The organism is Rhodoplanes sp. SY1 (assembly GCF_046000175.1).
Classification (GTDB): Bacteria; Pseudomonadota; Alphaproteobacteria; order Rhizobiales; family Xanthobacteraceae; genus Rhodoplanes.
In genome coordinates, this window is the sequence record NZ_JBEOMB010000034.1 from 1 (window position 1) to 16,253 (window position 16,253).

A 16,253-nucleotide genomic window follows, 5' to 3' on the forward strand; every position below is an offset into this window, starting at 1 on the left:
CCGGCCCGGCCCGTCGACGCTCGCTCTCGTGACGCCGCTGCGGCCCGAGCTCGCCGGGGCCCGCATGGTCGGCGTCGTCGCCACCTCCGGGCGGACCCCGTTCTTCGCCTGGGCCGTGCGGGTCGCCTGCCGTTGCGCCCTTCCGGTCGACACCCCGTGGATGACGGCCGGAACCTCGCGCGAGGCCGTCGCCCGCGAGGTCGCCGGATGGCTCGCCGCCACGCCGGCTCGTCGCCGACATCCCGGCCGCCGCGCTCGCCGTGCACGAGCCGGGCTTCGCCGGCATCGCCGAGGCGATGGCGACGCAGACCCGGTTCGTCCCGCGCGGACGCGTCGTCGTGCCGGACTTCGGCGCCACCGTGTCGGTGTGGGAGCGCCGATGATCCGCCGTCGCGCAGCGTCGGGGGCCGGTCGCCGCGGCCGCCGCATTTCCTGTTCATGGAGCCGGAAAGCCGGCGCGCCCGCGGGCCCGCTCTGCTATGGGCGAGCTGCATTCACGACGAGGAGCGATCGGTGACCACACGTACGGCCCCGCCGGTCGCCGGTCCGGGCGGCGGCGCGACCGGGCCGGCGCGGCGCTCGTCTCGTGCGCCGGCGGCGCGCGCCGGCGGCACCGCGCCGGGCTGGATCGACTTCGCCGTCGCGGCCGTGACGGCGTTCCTGGCCGCCATGATCGCGACCACCCTGTTCACGGCCTATCGGGCCGATCCCGACCTGCTGTGGACGAATCCCCTGCACGATCGCAACGGCCATTTCGGCTTCGGCCTCGATCTCGCGATCGCGCTGCGCAGTCTCGATCCGCTCGCCGTCCTCGATCATGTGTGGAAGGCCGTCTGGCCGCCGCTGCACGGCCTGATCCTGTCCGGGGTGCTGCTCGTCGGGGGGCTCGACGAAAGACTTGGCATCCTGCCGAGCCTCGCCGGCTGGGCGGCGACCGCGGTGCTCGCGGCCGTGCTGGCGCGCAACCTGTTCCCCGACGCGATCCGCGGCATCACGGCGGCGGCGATCGCGGCGGCGCTGACGCTGGCGAGCCCCGCCTTCGCGCTGCTCGGCTCCGACGTGATGCTGGAGGGGCTGGGCGCGGCCCTGACCGCGGCCGCGCTGCTCACCTATGCGCGCGCCGAGGAGGCACCGGCCGACACCGGCCGCTGGCGGCTCCTCGGCGTGGTGCTGACGCTGCTGTTCTTCCACCAGCACGCCGCTTGGGCCCTGGTCGTCGTGACGCTCGCGCTCTGTGCGGTGGTCGCCCATGCGGGCGCGGTGCGCCGTTTCGCCGGCGCGCTCGCCGATTCGCTGCGCAGCGCCGCCCGCACCGGGCCGCTGTGGCGCGACCCGGTGCTGATCGTCTTCCTGGTCGTCGTCGCCGCGATCGCCGCCATCCTGTGGACGCGCCCCCCCGCGATCACCCTGTATAGCCGCAGCCTCTCGCTCTACCCGCCCGGCCCTCTGATCACGCTCGCCTACGCGCTGCTTCTCCTGCGCCTCCTGCTCGGCTGGCGCCGCGAGCGCGACCGCCTCGGCCCGGCGCTCGGCGCGCCGGCCCATGCGGTCCTGGTGTGGCACGTGATGCCGGTGGCGATCTCGTTCCTGGTCCCGGGATGGATGCCCGGGGCAGGGGGCGTCGGCCGGGTCGCCGACCTCCTGGCCGGCCGGCTCGACCCGCTTCAGGGGCTCGTGTTCTACCGGGACGTCTTTCTCGACGCCTATCACGCCTCGCCGTGGATCGGGCTCGCCGCCGCGGCGCTGTTCGCCGTCGCGCTCGTCCGGGTCCACCTGATCCCGGTCGGCCTGCGGCCGGTCTTCGTCCTGGCGCTGGTCGGGGCGATCGCCGTCGTCCTCTATCCAGGTCACGAGGGCCGCTTCCTCGCGCCGTTCGTCGCCACGGTGTGGATCGGGGCGGGGGCCGGCGCCGCCACCCTGGTCGGCGCGGTGACGCCGGCCCGGCTCACCCTCGTCCGGGCCGTGGTCGCGCTCGGTGCCGTCGCCGCCCTCCTGGTCGCGCTGGCGTACCCGGCGCCCTCGACCGGCGCGGCCGCCCGCGCCGCCGCCGGCCGCACGCCGGACGGCCCGAGCCAGCTCCTCCTGGTGCAGCCGGCGCTGCCGCTGCTCGACGGCGCCCCGGCGATCGGCGTCGCGACGACGTTCGGCCGCGCGACCGATTTCCTCGCCTGGGCGGCGCGCGCCCGCTGCGGTTGCGCCGTGCCGGTCGACGGGCCGCGGCCGCCGGCGAATGCGTCGCGCGAGGCCCACCGCCGTGCCATGGCGGCCTATCTGGCCGAGACGCCGTCCACCCGCGTGGTGGTCATCGACGCCCCCGACGCGCCCTGGACGGCGCCGGGGATCGCCTATGCGGACGCGGCGGGCCTCCTCGACGCGCTCGCCCAGCAGAGCCGCTTCGTCCCCGTGGGGCGCACCGAGGTCCCGGACTTCGCCGGCTCGGTCGCGGTGTGGGAGCGCCGCGATACACCGGCCCGCCCCGCCCCAGGGACGCCGCGGCCGGCCGGGCGGTCGCCGGTCTCGACCGTGCCGAGCGGTGGCGTGCCGAGCGCCGGGGCGCCCCCGGCGCCAGCCCGGCAGAACCCGGTCCGCAACCCCGTGCAGACCCTGCCGGACTGATCCGGCGCGCCCCGCCGTCAGGGCAAGTACGGGCGTTCTGGACAGCCCAGAGCCGCACCGCTAAAACGGCCGTGAATTAGAGAGGCAGGACCGTCGCTTAGCTCGCCCGGGGAGGCGCGGTCGCGCGCACCAGGAACAGAGCTTCGATGAGCGGCGTCAACGACATCCGGTCTGCGTTCTTGAACTTCTTCGCGAAGAACGGCCACGCGGTGGTGCCGTCCTCGCCGCTCGTCCCGCGCAACGACCCGACCTTGATGTTCACCAATGCCGGGATGGTGCAGTTCAAGAACGTCTTCACCGGCCTGGAGAAGCGGCCCTACAGCCAGGCCGCGACCTCGCAGAAATGCGTGCGGGCGGGCGGCAAGCACAACGACCTCGACAATGTCGGGTACACGGCGCGCCACCACACCTTCTTCGAGATGCTGGGGAACTTCTCCTTCGGCGACTATTTTAAGGACCGCGCCATCGAGCTGGCCTGGAACCTGGTCACCAAGGAATACGGCCTGCCGGCCGAGCGGCTGACCGTCACGGTCTATGCCGACGACGACGACGCCTTCGACCTGTGGAAGAAGATCGCCGGCCTGCCCGACAGCCGGATCATCCGCATCGGCACCTCGGACAATTTCTGGCAGATGGGCGACACCGGCCCGTGCGGCCCGTGCTCGGAGATTTTCTACGACCACGGCGAGCACATCCCGGGCGGCCCGCCCGGATCGGCCGACGCGGACGGCGACCGCTTCATCGAGATCTGGAATCTCGTGTTCATGCAGTACGAGCAGCTCCCCTCGGGCGAGCGCATCGCGCTGCCGCGGCCGTCGATCGACACCGGCATGGGCCTCGAGCGCATCGCCGCGGTGCTGCAGGGCACCCACGACAATTATTCGATCGACCTGTTCGGGGCGCTGATCCAGGCCGTCGTCGACCGCACCGGCGTCGACGCCGACGGCCCCATGAAGGCCTCGCACCGGGTCATCGCCGACCATCTGCGCGCCTCCTCGTTCCTGATCGCCGACGGCGTGCTGCCGTCGAACGAGGGCCGCGGCTACGTGCTCCGCCGCATCATGCGCCGCGCCATGCGGCACGCCGAGCTTTTGGGCGCCCGCGAGCCACTGATGTGGAAGCTGGTGCCCACGCTGGTGCGCGAGATGGGCCAGGCCTATCCGGAGCTGGTGCGGGCCGAGCCGCTGATCGGCGAGACGCTGCGGCTGGAGGAGACGCGCTTCCGCAAGACCTTGGAGCGCGGCCTCGCGATCCTCGAGGACGAGGCGCGCGACCTGACCCGCGGCGACAAGCTGAAAGGCGAGGTCGCCTTCACGCTCTACGACACCTACGGCTTCCCGCTCGACCTCACCCAGGACGCGCTCAAGTCGCGCGGCGTCGAGGTCGACACGGCCGGCTTCGCCGCCGCCATGGAGCAGCAGCGCGCCAAGGCGCGGGCGAGCTGGGCCGGCTCCGGCGAGGCGGCGACCGAGACCGTCTGGTTCGCGCTGCGCGAAAACCTCGGCGCCACCGAGTTTTTGGGCTACGAGACCGAGACGGCCGAGGGCGAGGTCCTGGCGCTGGTGAAGGACGGCGTGCAGGCGACCGCCCTGAAGGCCGGCGAGACCGGCGCCGTCATCCTCAACCAGACGCCGTTCTACGGCGAGTCCGGTGGCCAGGTCGGCGACACCGGCGTGATGGTCGCGGACGGCGTGCGCTTCCGCGTCACCGGCACCAACAAGAAGGCCGGCGATCTCTTCGTCCACACCGGCACCGTGGAGGAGGGCACGCTGAAGCCCGGCCAGGCGCTCGCCCTCGAGGTCGATCACGCCCGCCGCTCCGACATCCGCCGCAACCACTCCGCCACCCATCTGCTGCACGAGGCGCTGCGCCTGGTGCTCGGCGATCACGTCGCCCAGAAGGGCTCGATGGTGGCGCCCGACCGGCTGCGCTTCGACTTCTCGCACCCCAAGAAGATGTCGGACGAGGAGATCGCCCGCGTCGAGGAGATCGCCAACACGCAGGTGCTGGAGAACACGCCCGTCGTGACCCGCCTGATGGCCGTGGACGACGCGATCGCGTCCGGGGCGCGGGCGCTGTTCGGCGAGAAGTACGGCGACGAGGTGCGGGTGGTCGCGATGGGCGAGGCGTCCAACGCGCTCGGCTGGTCCGTCGAGCTGTGCGGCGGCACCCATGTGAAGCGCACCGGCGATATCGGCCTCGTCTATATCGACCAGGAGGCGGGCGTCGCCGCCGGCGTGCGCCGCATCGAGGCGATGACGGGTGCGGCCGCGCGCCGCCGCCTGAGCGAGGCCGACCGTCGCGTCGCCGCGCTCGGCCAGCTGATCCGGGTGCAGCCGGCCCAGGTCGAGGAGCAGGTCCAGAAGCTCATCGACGACAAGAAGCAGCTCGAGCGCGACCTTGCGGATGCGCGCCGCAAGCTCGCCATGGGCGGCGGCGGAAACGTCTCGGGGGCGCCGGACGGGTTGCGCGAGGTCGGCGGCGTCAAGCTGCTCGCCCGCGCCGTCTCCGGCATCGAGATCAAGGATCTGAAAAGCCTCGCCGACGACGGCAAGAAGCAGGTCGGCTCCGGCGTGGTGGCGATCGTCGGCGTGACGGCCGACGGCAAGGCCGGTCTGGTGGTCGGCGTCACGGCGGATCTGACCGGCCGCTTCAGCGCCGTCGACCTGGTGAAGAAAGGCGCCGAGGCGCTGGGCGGCAAGGGCGGCGGCGGCCGTCCCGACATGGCCCAGGCCGGTGGCCCGGACGGCGCCAAGGCCGACGCGGCGCTCGAGGCGATCGCGGCGGCGATCGGGCAGGGGTGAAGCCGACAGGGTGACGGAGAGCCGGCGGCACCGTAGCTTGAGGTGACGCAAGGCCGCGGTAACGTCGCTCCGCTACGGTGACCCTCCGCGGGAGGAGCGCACCATGCGGGCGCATGCCAAGCGTGCGGTCGAGCTGAGACGGCGGGTCGGCGAGATCCTCGACCACGGCGTCGGCGCCGAGCATGCGAGCCGATTGGTCGACCGCGTCCTGATCGGGCTGATCCTGCTCAACATCGTCGGCGTCGTGCTGGAGTCGGTGCCGGAGATCGACGCGCGCTGGCACGCCGCCTTCGTGGCGATCGAGATCGTCTCGCTCGTCGTCTTCTCGGCCGAGTACGGCCTGCGCATCTGGACGGCGCCCGAGAACGCGCTGACCCGGGCGCTGTCGCCCTGGCAGGCGCGCCGGCGCTACATGACCTCGATGGTCGGCATCGTCGACCTGCTCGCCGTGCTGCCGTTCTGGTTCATCTTCGCCGTGCCGGAGGATCTGCGCGTCGTGCTGATCTTCCGGGTGGTGCGTTTCCTCAAGCTGACCCGCTACTCGCCCGGCATGCGCTCGCTGCTCGACGCGCTCTACAACGAGCGCCGGGCGCTCGCCGCCTGCCTGGTCGTCTTCTTCGGCGCCACGCTGTTCGCGGCCGTGCTGATGTATCTGGCCGAGCGCCACATCCAGCCCGACCGGCTCGGCACCATCCCGGACGCCATCTGGTGGGCCGTGGTGACGCTCGGCACCATCGGCTACGGCGACGTGGTGCCGGTGACGGCGCTCGGCAAGCTGATCGCCGGCGCCACCGTGCTGATGGCGATGGCCATGGTGGCGATGCCGGTCGGCATCATCGCCACCGCCTTCGCCGAGGAGATCCACCGGCGTGACTTCGTCGTCACCTGGGGCATGGTGGCGCGCGTGCCGCTGTTCGCCGGGCTCGACGCCGCCGCGATCGCCGACATCATGCGGTTCCTGCGCGCCCAGACGGTCGACGCCGGCGACGTGATCGTGCGGGTCGGCGATCCGGCGCACTCGATGTATTTCATCGCCCGCGGCGCCGTCGACATCGACCTCAAGGGCCGCCACATCACGCTCGGCGTCGGGCACTTCTTCGGCGAGATCGCGCTGTTGCGCCGCGCCCACCGCTCGGCGACCGTCACGGCGCTCACCCGCGCCGACCTCCTGGTGCTGGACGGCGGCGACCTGCGCCGCCTGATGGACCGCGACCCGCGGCTCGCCGACCGCATCCACGAGGTGGTGCGCGAGCGGGTCGGCGCCGACATCGTCGGCAAGCGCGGCGACCTCGTCGGCGAGGAGATCGCGCAAGGCCAGGAGCGCACCCCGGCGAAGGAGTGAAGAGGTGCGCGCGATCGCGCCGGCCTCGCTTCGCCCTCACCCTGAGGAGCCCGCGCAGCGGGCGTCTCGAAGGGCGAGGGCGGCCACGCACCGGTGGCCGCATGGTTCGAGACGCGATCCTTCGGATCGCTCCTCACCATGAGGACCGATCCTGTTCGAGGGCGGGCCGTTCGGCGCTGTCCGCAAAGACGAGCTGATCGCAAAGACAAAAAGGGCGTGCCGAAGCACGCCCTTTTTACTTCGATGCGACCGGCTGATCAGCTCGGCTGGATTCCGGGTTCGCAGCTGCGCCGCGCCCTGGAATGACAGCGATCGTCAGAGCGCGGCCAGCGCCTTGTTGAGGGTCGCGCTCGGCCGCATCGCGGCCGACGTCTTGGCGTCGTTCGGCAGGTAGTAGCCGCCGGTGTCGACCGGCTTGCCCTGCGCGGCGATCAGCTCGGCGTTGATCGTCGCCTCGTTCTCGGCGAGCGTCTCGGCCAGCGGCTTGAAGCGGGCCGCGAGCGCGGCGTCCTTGGTCTGCGCGGCGAGCGCCTGCGCCCAGTAGAGGGCGAGGTAGAAGTGGCTGCCGCGATTGTCGATCTCGCCGACCTTGCGGGCCGGGTTGCGGTTGTTGTCGAGGAACTTGGCGATCGCCGTGTCGAGCGTGTCGGCCAGCACCTGCGCCTTGGCGTTCTTGAAGGTCTGCGCCAGATGCTCGAGCGAGGCGCCGAGCGCCAGGAACTCGCCGAGCGAATCCCAGCGCAGGTAGCCCTCCTCCTGGAACTGCTGGACGTGCTTGGGCGCCGAGCCACCGGCGCCGGTCTCGAACAGGCCGCCCCCCGCCAGGAGCGGGACGATCGACAGCATCTTGGCCGAGGTGCCGAGCTCCATGATCGGGAACAGGTCGGTCAGGTAGTCGCGCAGCACGTTGCCGGTGACCGAGATCGTGTCCTCGCCCTTGCGGATGCGCCCGAGCGAGAACTTCATCGCCTCGACAGGCGGCAGGATGCGGATGTCGAGGCCCGACGTGTCCTCGTCCTTCAGGTACGTCTCGACCTTGGCGATGACCTGGGCGTCGTGGGCGCGGTTCTTGTCGAGCCAGAACACGGCCGGCGTGTTGGTGAGGCGGGCGCGGCGCACGCCGAGCTTCACCCAGTCGCGGATCGGCGCGTCGCGCACCTCGCACATGCGGAAGATGTCGCCGGTCTCGACCGGCCGCTCGAGCAGCACGGTGCCGTCCTCGGCGACCACCCGGACCGTGCCGTCGGCCGGGATCTCGAAGGTCTTGTCGTGCGAGCCGTACTCCTCGGCCTTCTGGGCCATCAGGCCGACATTCGGCACCGAGCCCATGGTCTTGGGATCGAAGGCGCCGTTTGCCTTGCAGTCGTCGATCACGGCCTGGTACAGCGTCGCGTAGCTGCGGTCCGGGATCACGGCCTTGGTGTCGTGCAGCTTGCCGTCCGGGCCCCACATGCGGCCCGAGTCGCGGATCATCGCCGGCATGGACGCGTCGACGATCACGTCGGACGGCACATGCAGATTGGTGATGCCCTTGTCGGAGTTCACCATCGCGAGGCCGGGGCGCTTGGCGTACTCGGCGGCGATGTCGGCCGCGATGGCGAGCTTCTCGGCGTCCGGCAGCGTCGCGACCTTGGCGAGCAGGTCGCCGAAGCCGTTGTTCAGATTGACGCCGAGCGTCTTGAACGTGGCGGCGTGCTTGGCGAGCGTGTCGGCGAAGAACTCGGACACGGCGTGGCCGAAGATGATCGGATCGGAGATCTTCATCATCGTCGCCTTGACGTGCAGCGAGAACAGCACGCCCTTCTGCTTCGCGTCCTCGATCTGCTCGGCGAAGAAGGCGCGCAGCGCCTTGCGGCTCATCACGGCGGCGTCGATGATCTCACCGGCCTGCAGCGGCGTCTTGGCCTTCAGCACCGTGACGGCGCCGTCCTTGCCGTGAAGCTCGATGCGGGCGTTGGTCGCCTTGGCGACCGTGGTCGAGACCTCCGAGCCGTAATAGTCGCCGGCCGGCATGGTGGCGACGTGCGACTTCGAGTCGGGCGACCAGGCGCCCATCTTGTGCGGATGCTTGCGGGCGTACTGCTTGACGGCGCCGGCGGCGCGGCGGTCCGAATTGCCCTCGCGCAGCACCGGGTTGACGACGCTGCCGAACACCTTGGCGTAGCGCGCCTTGATCTCCTTCTCGGCGTCGGTCGTCGGGTTGTCCGGATAGTCCGGGATGTCGTAGCCCTTGCCCTGCAGCTCCTTGATCGCGGCTTTCAGCTGCGGGATCGAGGCCGAGATGTTTGGCAGCTTGATGATGTTGGCTTCCGGCTTGGTCGCGAGCTCGCCGAGCTCGGCGAGTTCGTCGGCGATCCGCTGCGCGGGCGTCAGCTTCTCGGGGAAGGCGGCGATGATGCGGCCGGCGAGCGAGATGTCCTTGAGGGTCATCGACACGCCCGCCGCGCCGACGAAGGCTTCGACGATCGGCAGCAGCGAGTAGGTCGCGAGCGCCGGGGCTTCGTCGACCTTCGTCCACATGATTTCGAGATTGGGCATGCTTGCACCTCTGGTCGTCGCCCTGGGTCAGGCCGAGCGGGAGTTGGCCGAGCGGAAGCGGAACAGTGAGGGTGCGGGGGTCTGCGTCGCCCTCGCGCCTTCGCAGGAATGGCTCTCGACGCCGCGTCCCGAAGCGCCACGCCGCCGCAGGACGTCCGGCCGGGGGGCCGTGCGCCCCCTTCAGCGGGCGCCGTATAGCATCCACGACACTGCTGTGAAAGCCGGGATTTGGAAATGTGAAGCGAGATTCGCAGGACGGTTCCACCCTCGTCGAACCGCTGCAGCAGGTGAGGGTTGGAGAGAATTCAGAAGACGGTTCATCGAGTTGTAATTGAATTCATGGTTCGCAGCTTCGCTCCGCACACGGCTCGCCTCGAACCCTTTGGCGGTCCGCGAGTGCAGATGGCGCGTGCAACAATTATGCGGCGAGGCGCCCTGAATCTTTCGACCTCGGCTTGTGCCGTCCGGTCTGGACGTGTATATGCATCGCATCGACATTTGGCCGGACAATCGGGCCGTTTCGCCTTCGCGGACTGCGGGCGACGTTCAGACTCTCTCCAAAGATCGAGACGCCGGACCGGTGCATGCTCGCATGTGCACGGTCCACCTGCATACGCAAGACGAAGGAATGGTCCCATGACCAAGGGCACCGTGAAGTTCTACAACGACCAGAAGGGCTACGGCTTCATCGCTCCGGACGACGGCGGCAAGGACGTGTTCGTCCACGCGACCGCGCTCGAGCGCGCCGGCATGCGCAGCCTGCACGAGGGCCAGAAGGTCGAGTTCGACACCCAGGCCGACCGCCGCACCGGCAAGATCGCCGTCGGCACCATCCAGGCCGCGTGATCGGATCCGGTCGCGAGGCCTGTCCGAGCGCCTGTCGCTTCGACGCCGCCCGCGGCACGCGCTAAAGGGAGCCGCCCTTCGGGGCGGCTTTCGCATTTTTCGGGTGGCTTTTCGGGCTTTTCGCGTGATCGACATCGACGAGAACCCTCCGGCCGAGCGCCCCGACTGGTCGTGCCAGGCCTGTGGGGCGTGCTGCGCCACCTCGGCCGAGTGGCCGCGCTTCTCGCTGGAGAGCGAGGAGGAGATCGCCCGCATCCCGGCCGCCCATGTCGACGACGCCGCCGGCCGGATGCGCAGCGTGGACGACCGCTGCACGGCGCTGGCCGGCGTGGTCGGCACCTTCACGGCCTGCGCCGTCTATGCGGTGCGGCCCCTGGTCTGCCGCGAGTGCCAGCCGGGCGATCCCGAATGCCTGATCGCCCGCGCGCGCTGGGGGTTGCCCACCGTGGTCGACAGCGAAAGCCCGATCGGCTAGTGGTCCGCGCCCCCGTCGACCTATACGAGACGCTCCGAAAAAATGCCCGGCGCCGGAACCGACAAGACCAAGACCTGGGTGGTCGCCCCGGGCCCCGTGATCGTGCTGGTCGAGCCGCAGATCGGCGAGAACATCGGCGCGGCCGCGCGCGTGATGGCGAATTTCGGCCTCGCCCGGCTGCGCCTCGTGGCACCCCGGCAGGGCTGGCCGAACGACAAGGCCCGGATGATGGCGGCCGGCGCCGACCGGGTGCTCGACGAGGCGCAGCTCTTCCCCGACCTGAAGGCGGCGATCGCCGACTGCACGTTCGTCGCCGCCTGCACGGCACGCGGCCACGATCAGGCCAAGCCCGTGGTGTCGCCCGAGGCGGTCGCCTCGCAGCTCGTGCCGCTGGTCGCCGGCGGCGAGACCACGGCCGTGGTGTTCGGCCGCGAGCGCAACGGGCTGGAGAACGACGAGGTCGGCCTCGCCGACGCGATCGTGACGTTCCCGGTGAATCCGGCCTTCGCCTCGCTCAACCTCGCCCAGGCGGTGGCGCTCGTCGCCTACGAGTGGTTCAAGCACGCCGGCACCGGTCTGCCGTTCGGCATGCCGGTGCGCTCCGGCCCAGCGCCGAAGGAGCAGATTCACGCCTTCTTCACCAATCTCGAGCGCGAGCTGGAGAAGGTCGAGTTCTTCCGGCCGCCGGAGAAGCGCGAGACCATGACGGTCAACCTGCGCAACATCTTCTCCCGCATGCAGCCGAGCCGGCAGGATATCCAGACCCTGCACGGCGTGATCCTGGCGATCGCCGAAGGCCGCAAGGGTCCCGCACGTGGGGGAGTCCTGGACGGGGACGAGGCGTCGCTGCTGCGCAAGCTGCTGGCCGAGCACGGCGACGGCCGGGTGCCGTCGGAGCGCGGCCCGGTGCGCGGCCTGTCGCGGCTCCTGCGCCGCAATCCGACCGAGGCGGAGCGCGCCTTGTGGGCCGTGCTGGTCGCTGATCGCCGCTTCGCCGGCTGCGGCTTCAAGCGGCAGGTGCCGGTCGGCCCGCACATCGCCGATCTCGTCTCGTTCCCGCTGCGCGTCGTGGTCGACATCGCGCCGGCCGCGGAGGAGCCCGAGGCGGCGAAGAGTCGCGCCGACAAGCGCGCCTGGCTCGCCGACCGCGAGTACCGCGTCGTGCCGCTCGACGCCGCCGCGGTCGAAGCCGATCCGCGCGCCGCCCTGGCGACGCTCGCGACCCTGCTGGGCCTGTGACCGGCGGGTGACCGGCGGGTGACGGCCGCCCGGCCGGCGGGGAGCATCGTCGCCTTGCTCTGCATCAAGGCGGGGGCGCCACCGGCGGCGCATATCGACGCATTCATATCCCGCTATGAATGCCGGCCGCGAGGCCGGTCACGAGCTTGCGAGACACGAGGTCGATTGCCATGGCTCTGCGCAATTCCTACGAGGCCTACGGCGCGATGGCGCGCCTGTTCCACTGGCTCACGGTGATCTGCGTGATCGCCGCGTGGGCGATCGGCATGTTCCGGGGCGAGCTGCCGGAGGGCGCGGCGCGGGCGACCGCGATGTTCGTGCACTTCAATCTCGGCCTCGCCGTGCTCGCCCTGCTCGCCGCGCGGGTCGCCTGGCGTCTCGCCGACCCGGCGCCGCCGATGCCCAAGACTCCGCTCGGCCGCATGGGCGAGATCGGCGCCGCCGCGGCGCACGGGATCAGCTACATCCTGCTGCTCGCCGTGCCGCTGATCGGCATCGCCATCGTGTTCGCGCGCGGCCGGCCGCTGCCGCTGTTCGGGCTCGCGGAGATCGCCTCGCCGATGGCGGTGGACCGCGACCTCGCCAACATGCTCAAGCCGTGGCACGGGCTCCTGGCCCAGGCCCTGATGCTGTTCGCGTTCCTGCATGCGGCCGTGGCGCTGGTGCATCATTTCGTGTTCCGCGACCCGACGCTGCGGCGGATGATCGGGCCGGCGCCCGAGCGGCCGTGACGGCACGGCGGCCGCGGCCAGTCGATCGCGGCCAGTTGATCGCGGCCAGTTGATCGCGGCGACGAAAAAAGGCGCTTCGCCGGCCCGGCGGAGCGCCTTTCTCGTCGCATGAATGCATGAACGATCGTGCCGGCCCACTGCGGCCCGGCGCCGTGCGCGCTACTTGGCGGCCTTCACGGCCTCGATCGCCTGGTCCATCAGCTCCAGCATGGTGCGGCGGATCTGGTGATCCGACTGATGCACGCCCTTGGCGTCGAAATCCTTGCGCACCTTCTGGAAGACGTCCTCCTCGCCGGGCGTCTCGAAGTCGGCGACCACCACCTCCTTGGCGTAGGCCTCGGCCTCGGCACCGGTCAGGCCGAGCTTCTCGGCGGCCCACAGTCCGAGCATCTTGTTGCGGCGGGCCGTGGCCTTGAACTGCAGCTCGGCGTCGTGGGCGAACTTCTTCTCGTGGGTCTTCTCGCGGTCGTCGAACGTCATGGCGTCCCTCTTGCCTTGGTGCTCGATTGATCTCGTGCTCGGTTGCCGTCCTGTGCAGGTCCTCGCCGCGTGGTCGTGGCGGCGGAGAATCCCGCCGGAATTCGGTCGCAATCGCGGCTTGCATACCGTCCCGGGACGGTCAATAGCAGGCTTGCGCTCGCACAAGTCCTCATTGCACGGCCCGCCCCGGCGGTCTATGTCGATTGTGCTCGCCGCCCCCTTCGGATACGGTCCGCTGGAATCGCGACGAGCGCGCGCGAGTCCGTGTCGTGCTGTCGTCGCGGTCGCTGTCTCGCGCAACTCCGTCTCGCGTAACCGTCCTGCTCAACTCTGTCTCGCGTAACTCTGTCTTGCGTATCTCGACGACGCCGCGGGCCTTGAACCCGGAACTCGGAGCCACGGCATCCCTATGGATTTTCTCAAGCCACGGTACACCCCCATGAGCCGCCGCCGCCGCATCTACGAAGGCAAGGCGAAGGTCCTCTACGAGGGCCCGGAGCCGGGAACGTTGATCCAGCACTTCAAGGACGACGCCACCGCCTTCAACGCCAAGAAGCATCAGGTGATCGAAGGGAAGGGTGTGCTGAACAACCGCATCTCCGAGTACCTGTTCCAGCACTTGAACGACATCGGGGTGCCGACGCATTTCATCCGCCGCCTGAACATGCGCGAGCAGCTCATCCGCGAGGTCGAGATCATCCCGCTCGAGGTGGTGGTGCGTAACGTCGCCGCGGGCTCGCTGTCGCAGCGCCTCGGCATCGAGGAAGGCACGCAGCTGCCGCGCTCGATCATCGAGTTCTATTACAAGAACGACGCGCTCGGCGACCCGATGGTGTCGGAGGAGCACATCACGGCGTTCGGCTGGGCGACGCCCCAGGAGATCGACGACATCATGGCGTTGGCGATCCGCGTCAACGACTTCCTGTGCGGCCTCTTCCTCGGCGTCGGCATCCGTCTGGTCGACTTCAAGATGGAGTGCGGCCGGCTGTGGGAGAACGACATGATGCGGATCGTCGTTGCCGACGAGATCTCGCCCGACTCCTGCCGCCTGTGGGACATCAAGTCGAACGAGAAGCTCGACAAGGACCGCTTCCGCCGCGATCTCGGCGGCCTGCTCGAGGCCTATACCGAGGTGGCGCGCCGGCTCGGCATCATGAGCGAGAACGAGCGCCCGATCGGCAACGGCCCGGTGCTGGTGAAGGGCTGACACGGTTTCGGCCGGGCCTTCCGCCCGCCGCCCAGGTCGCCGACAACGAAAACGCCGTGCGAAGTGTCGCGCGGCGTTTTTCGTTTTGCGGGCGAGGGGCGACCCGGTCGTTCGAGCGCCTGTCCGGGCCGGTCCTGGCTGGGCCATCTGTTGTGTCTGCGGCGAACCCATCGTCTGCCCCCAAAAGGCCGTCGCACGTCCCTGATGTGGGGCAGCGGCGACCGCCCGTCGAGAGGACGGGCCCGCGACACGGCGTCCGGGGCACCGCTTGCCGGGGCCGGTCGAGTGCTCCCGGCCCCGGCTGGAGCTTCGGCCGGTGAGGGCTTATCTTTCCGGGCAGGCGAGACGGGGAGCAGCCGTCGGCCGGGACGTCGGAGGAGCCGCGATGGGTGTTCCGAGAATCAGCACCGTGCCGCAGACCATCGCGGAGTTCTACGACTTCACCGACCGCCAGCCGGACGAGGAGAAGTGGGAGCTGATCGAGGGGGAGTTCGTCTTGCAGGCGTCACCCGGTCCTCCGCACCAGCGGATCGTCAGGAATCTCACCATTGCGCTGGGCAACCGGCAGTTCGAGCGCGACAACACGCCGTGGGAGGTCCTGCCCGGCCTCGGCGTGCGCATCTCCAACATCAGCCGGCCCGAGCCGGACGTGCTGATCCTGCCCAAGCTGCCGCCGCCGCTCGATCCGGCGCTGCGCGACCGCGACGACGTCCTCGTCGTCTTCGAGGTCCTGTCGCCCTCCACGGCCGACCGGGATCTGCGCTGGAAGCGCGAGGCCTACACGTCGCTCGCCTCGCTCACCCATTACGTGGTGGTCGCCCAGACGGCCCGGGAGGTCGTGGTCTTCGCCCGCGACACCGGCTTCGTCGAGCAGCGGTTCGCGGGGCGCGACGACGCGATCGTGTTTCCTGCGCTGGGCATCGCGCTGCCGCTGTCGGAGATCTATCGCGACACGGGCCTTTAATCGCCGCGAGGAGCCGTGATGGGAATCCCCAGGATCAGCACCGGGCCGATGACCGTGGAGGAGTTTTATGCCTTCACGGACACGCGCCCGGACGAGGAGCGGTGGGAGCTGATCGAGGGGGAGCCGGTCATGAACGCGGCGGCGAGCCCGATGCATCAGTGGATCGTCAAGAACCTCCTCTTCGCGCTGACGGCGCGCGAGCGCTCGCCCGGCGCGACGTGGCGCGTGCTGTCGGAGGTCGGCCTGCGGATTTCGGATCTGAACCGGCCGGAACCCGATGTCCTGATCCTGCCGGGGGCCGTCCGCCCGGCCGATCTGCCCCCGCGGCACCTCGAGGCCGCGACGGTCGCCTTCGAGGTGCTGTCGCCCACGACCGCCGACCGCGACCTGCGCTGGAAGCGCAACGCCTACACGGCGCTGCCGTCGCTCACCCACTATGTCGTGATCGCTCAGGATGCCTTCGAGGTGGTGGTCTTCGCGCGGGACAGCGGCTTCGCCGAGCAGCGCCTGTCCGGCCGCGACGATGCCGCGGTCTTCCCGGCGCTCGGCGTTACCCTGCCGCTGTCCGAAATCTACCGGGACACCGGCCTGTAGCCGGGCCCTCGATGGCCGGATTCGCCCGAAGGGGTGGGGCGGGCGCGGTTGACCTCGGCGGCGCCTCACCCTAAGCACCCGGGGTGAGCCGGACCCCGTGGATGCGTCCGGGCCGCAGCACAGCACGAGTCCCGAGGCGACCCATGAAAGCCCGCGTCACCGTCACCTTGAAGCAAGGCGTCCTCGATCCGCAGGGCAAGGCCATCGAGGGCGCCCTCAAGGCGCTCGGCATCGACGGCGTGGCGAGCGTGCGCCAGGGCAAGGTGTTCGACGTCGAGGTGCCGGGCGACGACCGTGGCCGCGCCGAGGCGGCCCTGAAGGCGGCGGCCGAGCGCCTCCTCGCCAACACCGTCATCGAGGACTACCGGGTCGAGATCGTCGGCTGAGGCCGACGCCGCTCGCGGATCGAGGCCGCAC

General features: G+C 70.4%; 15 protein-coding genes. 12 read left to right on the forward strand and 3 right to left on the reverse strand.

Features of this window, described 5'->3' with window-relative positions; genetic code table 11:
* Window positions 1-222: hypothetical protein (locus ABTU92_RS10175; RefSeq protein WP_408090195.1), on the reverse strand; the 222-nt coding region annotated here is incomplete at its 3' end.
* 38 nt (window positions 223-260) lie between these two features.
* On the opposite strand from ABTU92_RS10175, the gene ABTU92_RS10180 reads away from it, so the two are divergent.
* The 4 genes from ABTU92_RS10180 (at window position 261) to ABTU92_RS10195 (ending at window position 6,762) form a co-directional block, all read left to right on the forward strand.
* Entirely contained in the window at window positions 261-383 is a 123-nt protein-coding gene (locus ABTU92_RS10180) for a hypothetical protein (protein ID WP_408090197.1), read from the forward strand.
* A gap of 130 nt (window positions 384-513) precedes the next feature.
* A complete protein-coding gene (locus ABTU92_RS10185; RefSeq protein WP_408090199.1) occupies window positions 514-2,616 on the forward strand; it encodes a hypothetical protein in 2,103 nt (700 codons plus the stop codon).
* A gap of 146 nt (window positions 2,617-2,762) precedes the next feature.
* Entirely contained in the window at window positions 2,763-5,420 is a 2,658-nt protein-coding gene (alaS, locus tag ABTU92_RS10190; RefSeq protein ID WP_408090201.1) for an alanine--tRNA ligase, read from the forward strand.
* Window positions 5,421-5,523: 103 nt separating this feature from the next.
* A complete protein-coding gene (locus ABTU92_RS10195) occupies window positions 5,524-6,762 on the forward strand; it encodes a cyclic nucleotide-gated ion channel (protein WP_408090203.1) in 1,239 nt (412 codons plus the stop codon).
* Between the two features lie 315 nt (window positions 6,763-7,077).
* Here the strand turns inward: ABTU92_RS10195 and ABTU92_RS10200 are convergent, their stop codons facing one another.
* Window positions 7,078-9,300: an NADP-dependent isocitrate dehydrogenase gene (locus tag ABTU92_RS10200; RefSeq protein ID WP_408090205.1), complete on the reverse strand. Its 2,223-nt coding sequence runs from the start codon at window positions 9,298-9,300 to the stop codon at window positions 7,078-7,080.
* A gap of 636 nt (window positions 9,301-9,936) precedes the next feature.
* On the opposite strand from ABTU92_RS10200, the gene ABTU92_RS10205 reads away from it, so the two are divergent.
* The 4 genes from ABTU92_RS10205 (at window position 9,937) to ABTU92_RS10220 (ending at window position 12,591) form a co-directional block, all read left to right on the forward strand.
* Window positions 9,937-10,146 carry a cold-shock protein gene (locus ABTU92_RS10205; RefSeq protein WP_408090207.1) on the forward strand — a complete coding sequence of 70 codons (210 nt, stop codon included), beginning with the start codon at window positions 9,937-9,939 and terminating at the stop codon, window positions 10,144-10,146.
* 124 nt (window positions 10,147-10,270) lie between these two features.
* On the forward strand, window positions 10,271-10,621 hold the full coding sequence (locus tag ABTU92_RS10210; protein WP_408090209.1) for a YkgJ family cysteine cluster protein: 351 nt from the start codon (window positions 10,271-10,273) through the stop codon (window positions 10,619-10,621).
* A 42-nt stretch (window positions 10,622-10,663) separates the two neighbouring features.
* Window positions 10,664-11,860 carry a TrmJ/YjtD family RNA methyltransferase gene (locus tag ABTU92_RS10215; RefSeq protein ID WP_408090211.1) on the forward strand — a complete coding sequence of 399 codons (1,197 nt, stop codon included), beginning with the start codon at window positions 10,664-10,666 and terminating at the stop codon, window positions 11,858-11,860.
* 170 nt (window positions 11,861-12,030) lie between these two features.
* Window positions 12,031-12,591, forward strand: coding sequence for a cytochrome b (locus ABTU92_RS10220; protein WP_408090213.1), 561 nt, complete (start codon window positions 12,031-12,033; stop codon window positions 12,589-12,591).
* Window positions 12,592-12,750: 159 nt separating this feature from the next.
* Here the strand turns inward: ABTU92_RS10220 and ABTU92_RS10225 are convergent, their stop codons facing one another.
* Complete coding sequence (locus tag ABTU92_RS10225; protein WP_408090215.1) at window positions 12,751-13,071, reverse strand: DUF1476 domain-containing protein; 321 nt, start codon at window positions 13,069-13,071, stop codon at window positions 12,751-12,753.
* A 439-nt stretch (window positions 13,072-13,510) separates the two neighbouring features.
* Between ABTU92_RS10225 and purC the strand changes: the two genes are divergently transcribed.
* The 4 genes from purC to purS all read left to right on the forward strand — a co-directional run bounded on the left by purC (window position 13,511) and on the right by purS (window position 16,222).
* Window positions 13,511-14,278 carry a phosphoribosylaminoimidazolesuccinocarboxamide synthase gene (purC, locus tag ABTU92_RS10230; RefSeq protein WP_201160186.1) on the forward strand — a complete coding sequence of 256 codons (768 nt, stop codon included), beginning with the start codon at window positions 13,511-13,513 and terminating at the stop codon, window positions 14,276-14,278.
* Between the two features lie 385 nt (window positions 14,279-14,663).
* Entirely contained in the window at window positions 14,664-15,242 is a 579-nt protein-coding gene (locus ABTU92_RS10235) for a Uma2 family endonuclease (protein WP_408090217.1), read from the forward strand.
* Window positions 15,243-15,260: 18 nt separating this feature from the next.
* On the forward strand, window positions 15,261-15,836 hold the full coding sequence (locus ABTU92_RS10240; RefSeq protein WP_408090219.1) for a Uma2 family endonuclease: 576 nt from the start codon (window positions 15,261-15,263) through the stop codon (window positions 15,834-15,836).
* Between the two features lie 143 nt (window positions 15,837-15,979).
* A complete protein-coding gene (gene purS, locus ABTU92_RS10245) occupies window positions 15,980-16,222 on the forward strand; it encodes a phosphoribosylformylglycinamidine synthase subunit PurS (protein WP_111358205.1) in 243 nt (80 codons plus the stop codon).
* Window positions 16,223-16,253 lie beyond the last annotated feature (31 nt).

Coding starts and splice junctions, on each gene's coding strand:
- ABTU92_RS10215 (WP_408090211.1), top strand. CDS start 10,664: ATGCCCGGCGCCGGAACCGACAAGACCAAGACCTGGGTGGTCGCCCCG.
- ABTU92_RS10205 (WP_408090207.1), top strand. CDS start 9,937: ATGACCAAGGGCACCGTGAAGTTCTACAACGACCAGAAGGGCTACGGC.
- alaS (WP_408090201.1), top strand. CDS start 2,763: ATGAGCGGCGTCAACGACATCCGGTCTGCGTTCTTGAACTTCTTCGCG.
- ABTU92_RS10225 (WP_408090215.1), bottom strand. CDS start 13,071: ATGACGTTCGACGACCGCGAGAAGACCCACGAGAAGAAGTTCGCCCAC.
- purC (WP_201160186.1), top strand. CDS start 13,511: ATGAGCCGCCGCCGCCGCATCTACGAAGGCAAGGCGAAGGTCCTCTAC.
- ABTU92_RS10220 (WP_408090213.1), top strand. CDS start 12,031: ATGGCTCTGCGCAATTCCTACGAGGCCTACGGCGCGATGGCGCGCCTG.
- purS (WP_111358205.1), top strand. CDS start 15,980: ATGAAAGCCCGCGTCACCGTCACCTTGAAGCAAGGCGTCCTCGATCCG.
- ABTU92_RS10235 (WP_408090217.1), top strand. CDS start 14,664: ATGGGTGTTCCGAGAATCAGCACCGTGCCGCAGACCATCGCGGAGTTC.
- ABTU92_RS10195 (WP_408090203.1), top strand. CDS start 5,524: ATGCGGGCGCATGCCAAGCGTGCGGTCGAGCTGAGACGGCGGGTCGGC.
- ABTU92_RS10240 (WP_408090219.1), top strand. CDS start 15,261: ATGGGAATCCCCAGGATCAGCACCGGGCCGATGACCGTGGAGGAGTTT.
- ABTU92_RS10200 (WP_408090205.1), bottom strand. CDS start 9,300: ATGCCCAATCTCGAAATCATGTGGACGAAGGTCGACGAAGCCCCGGCG.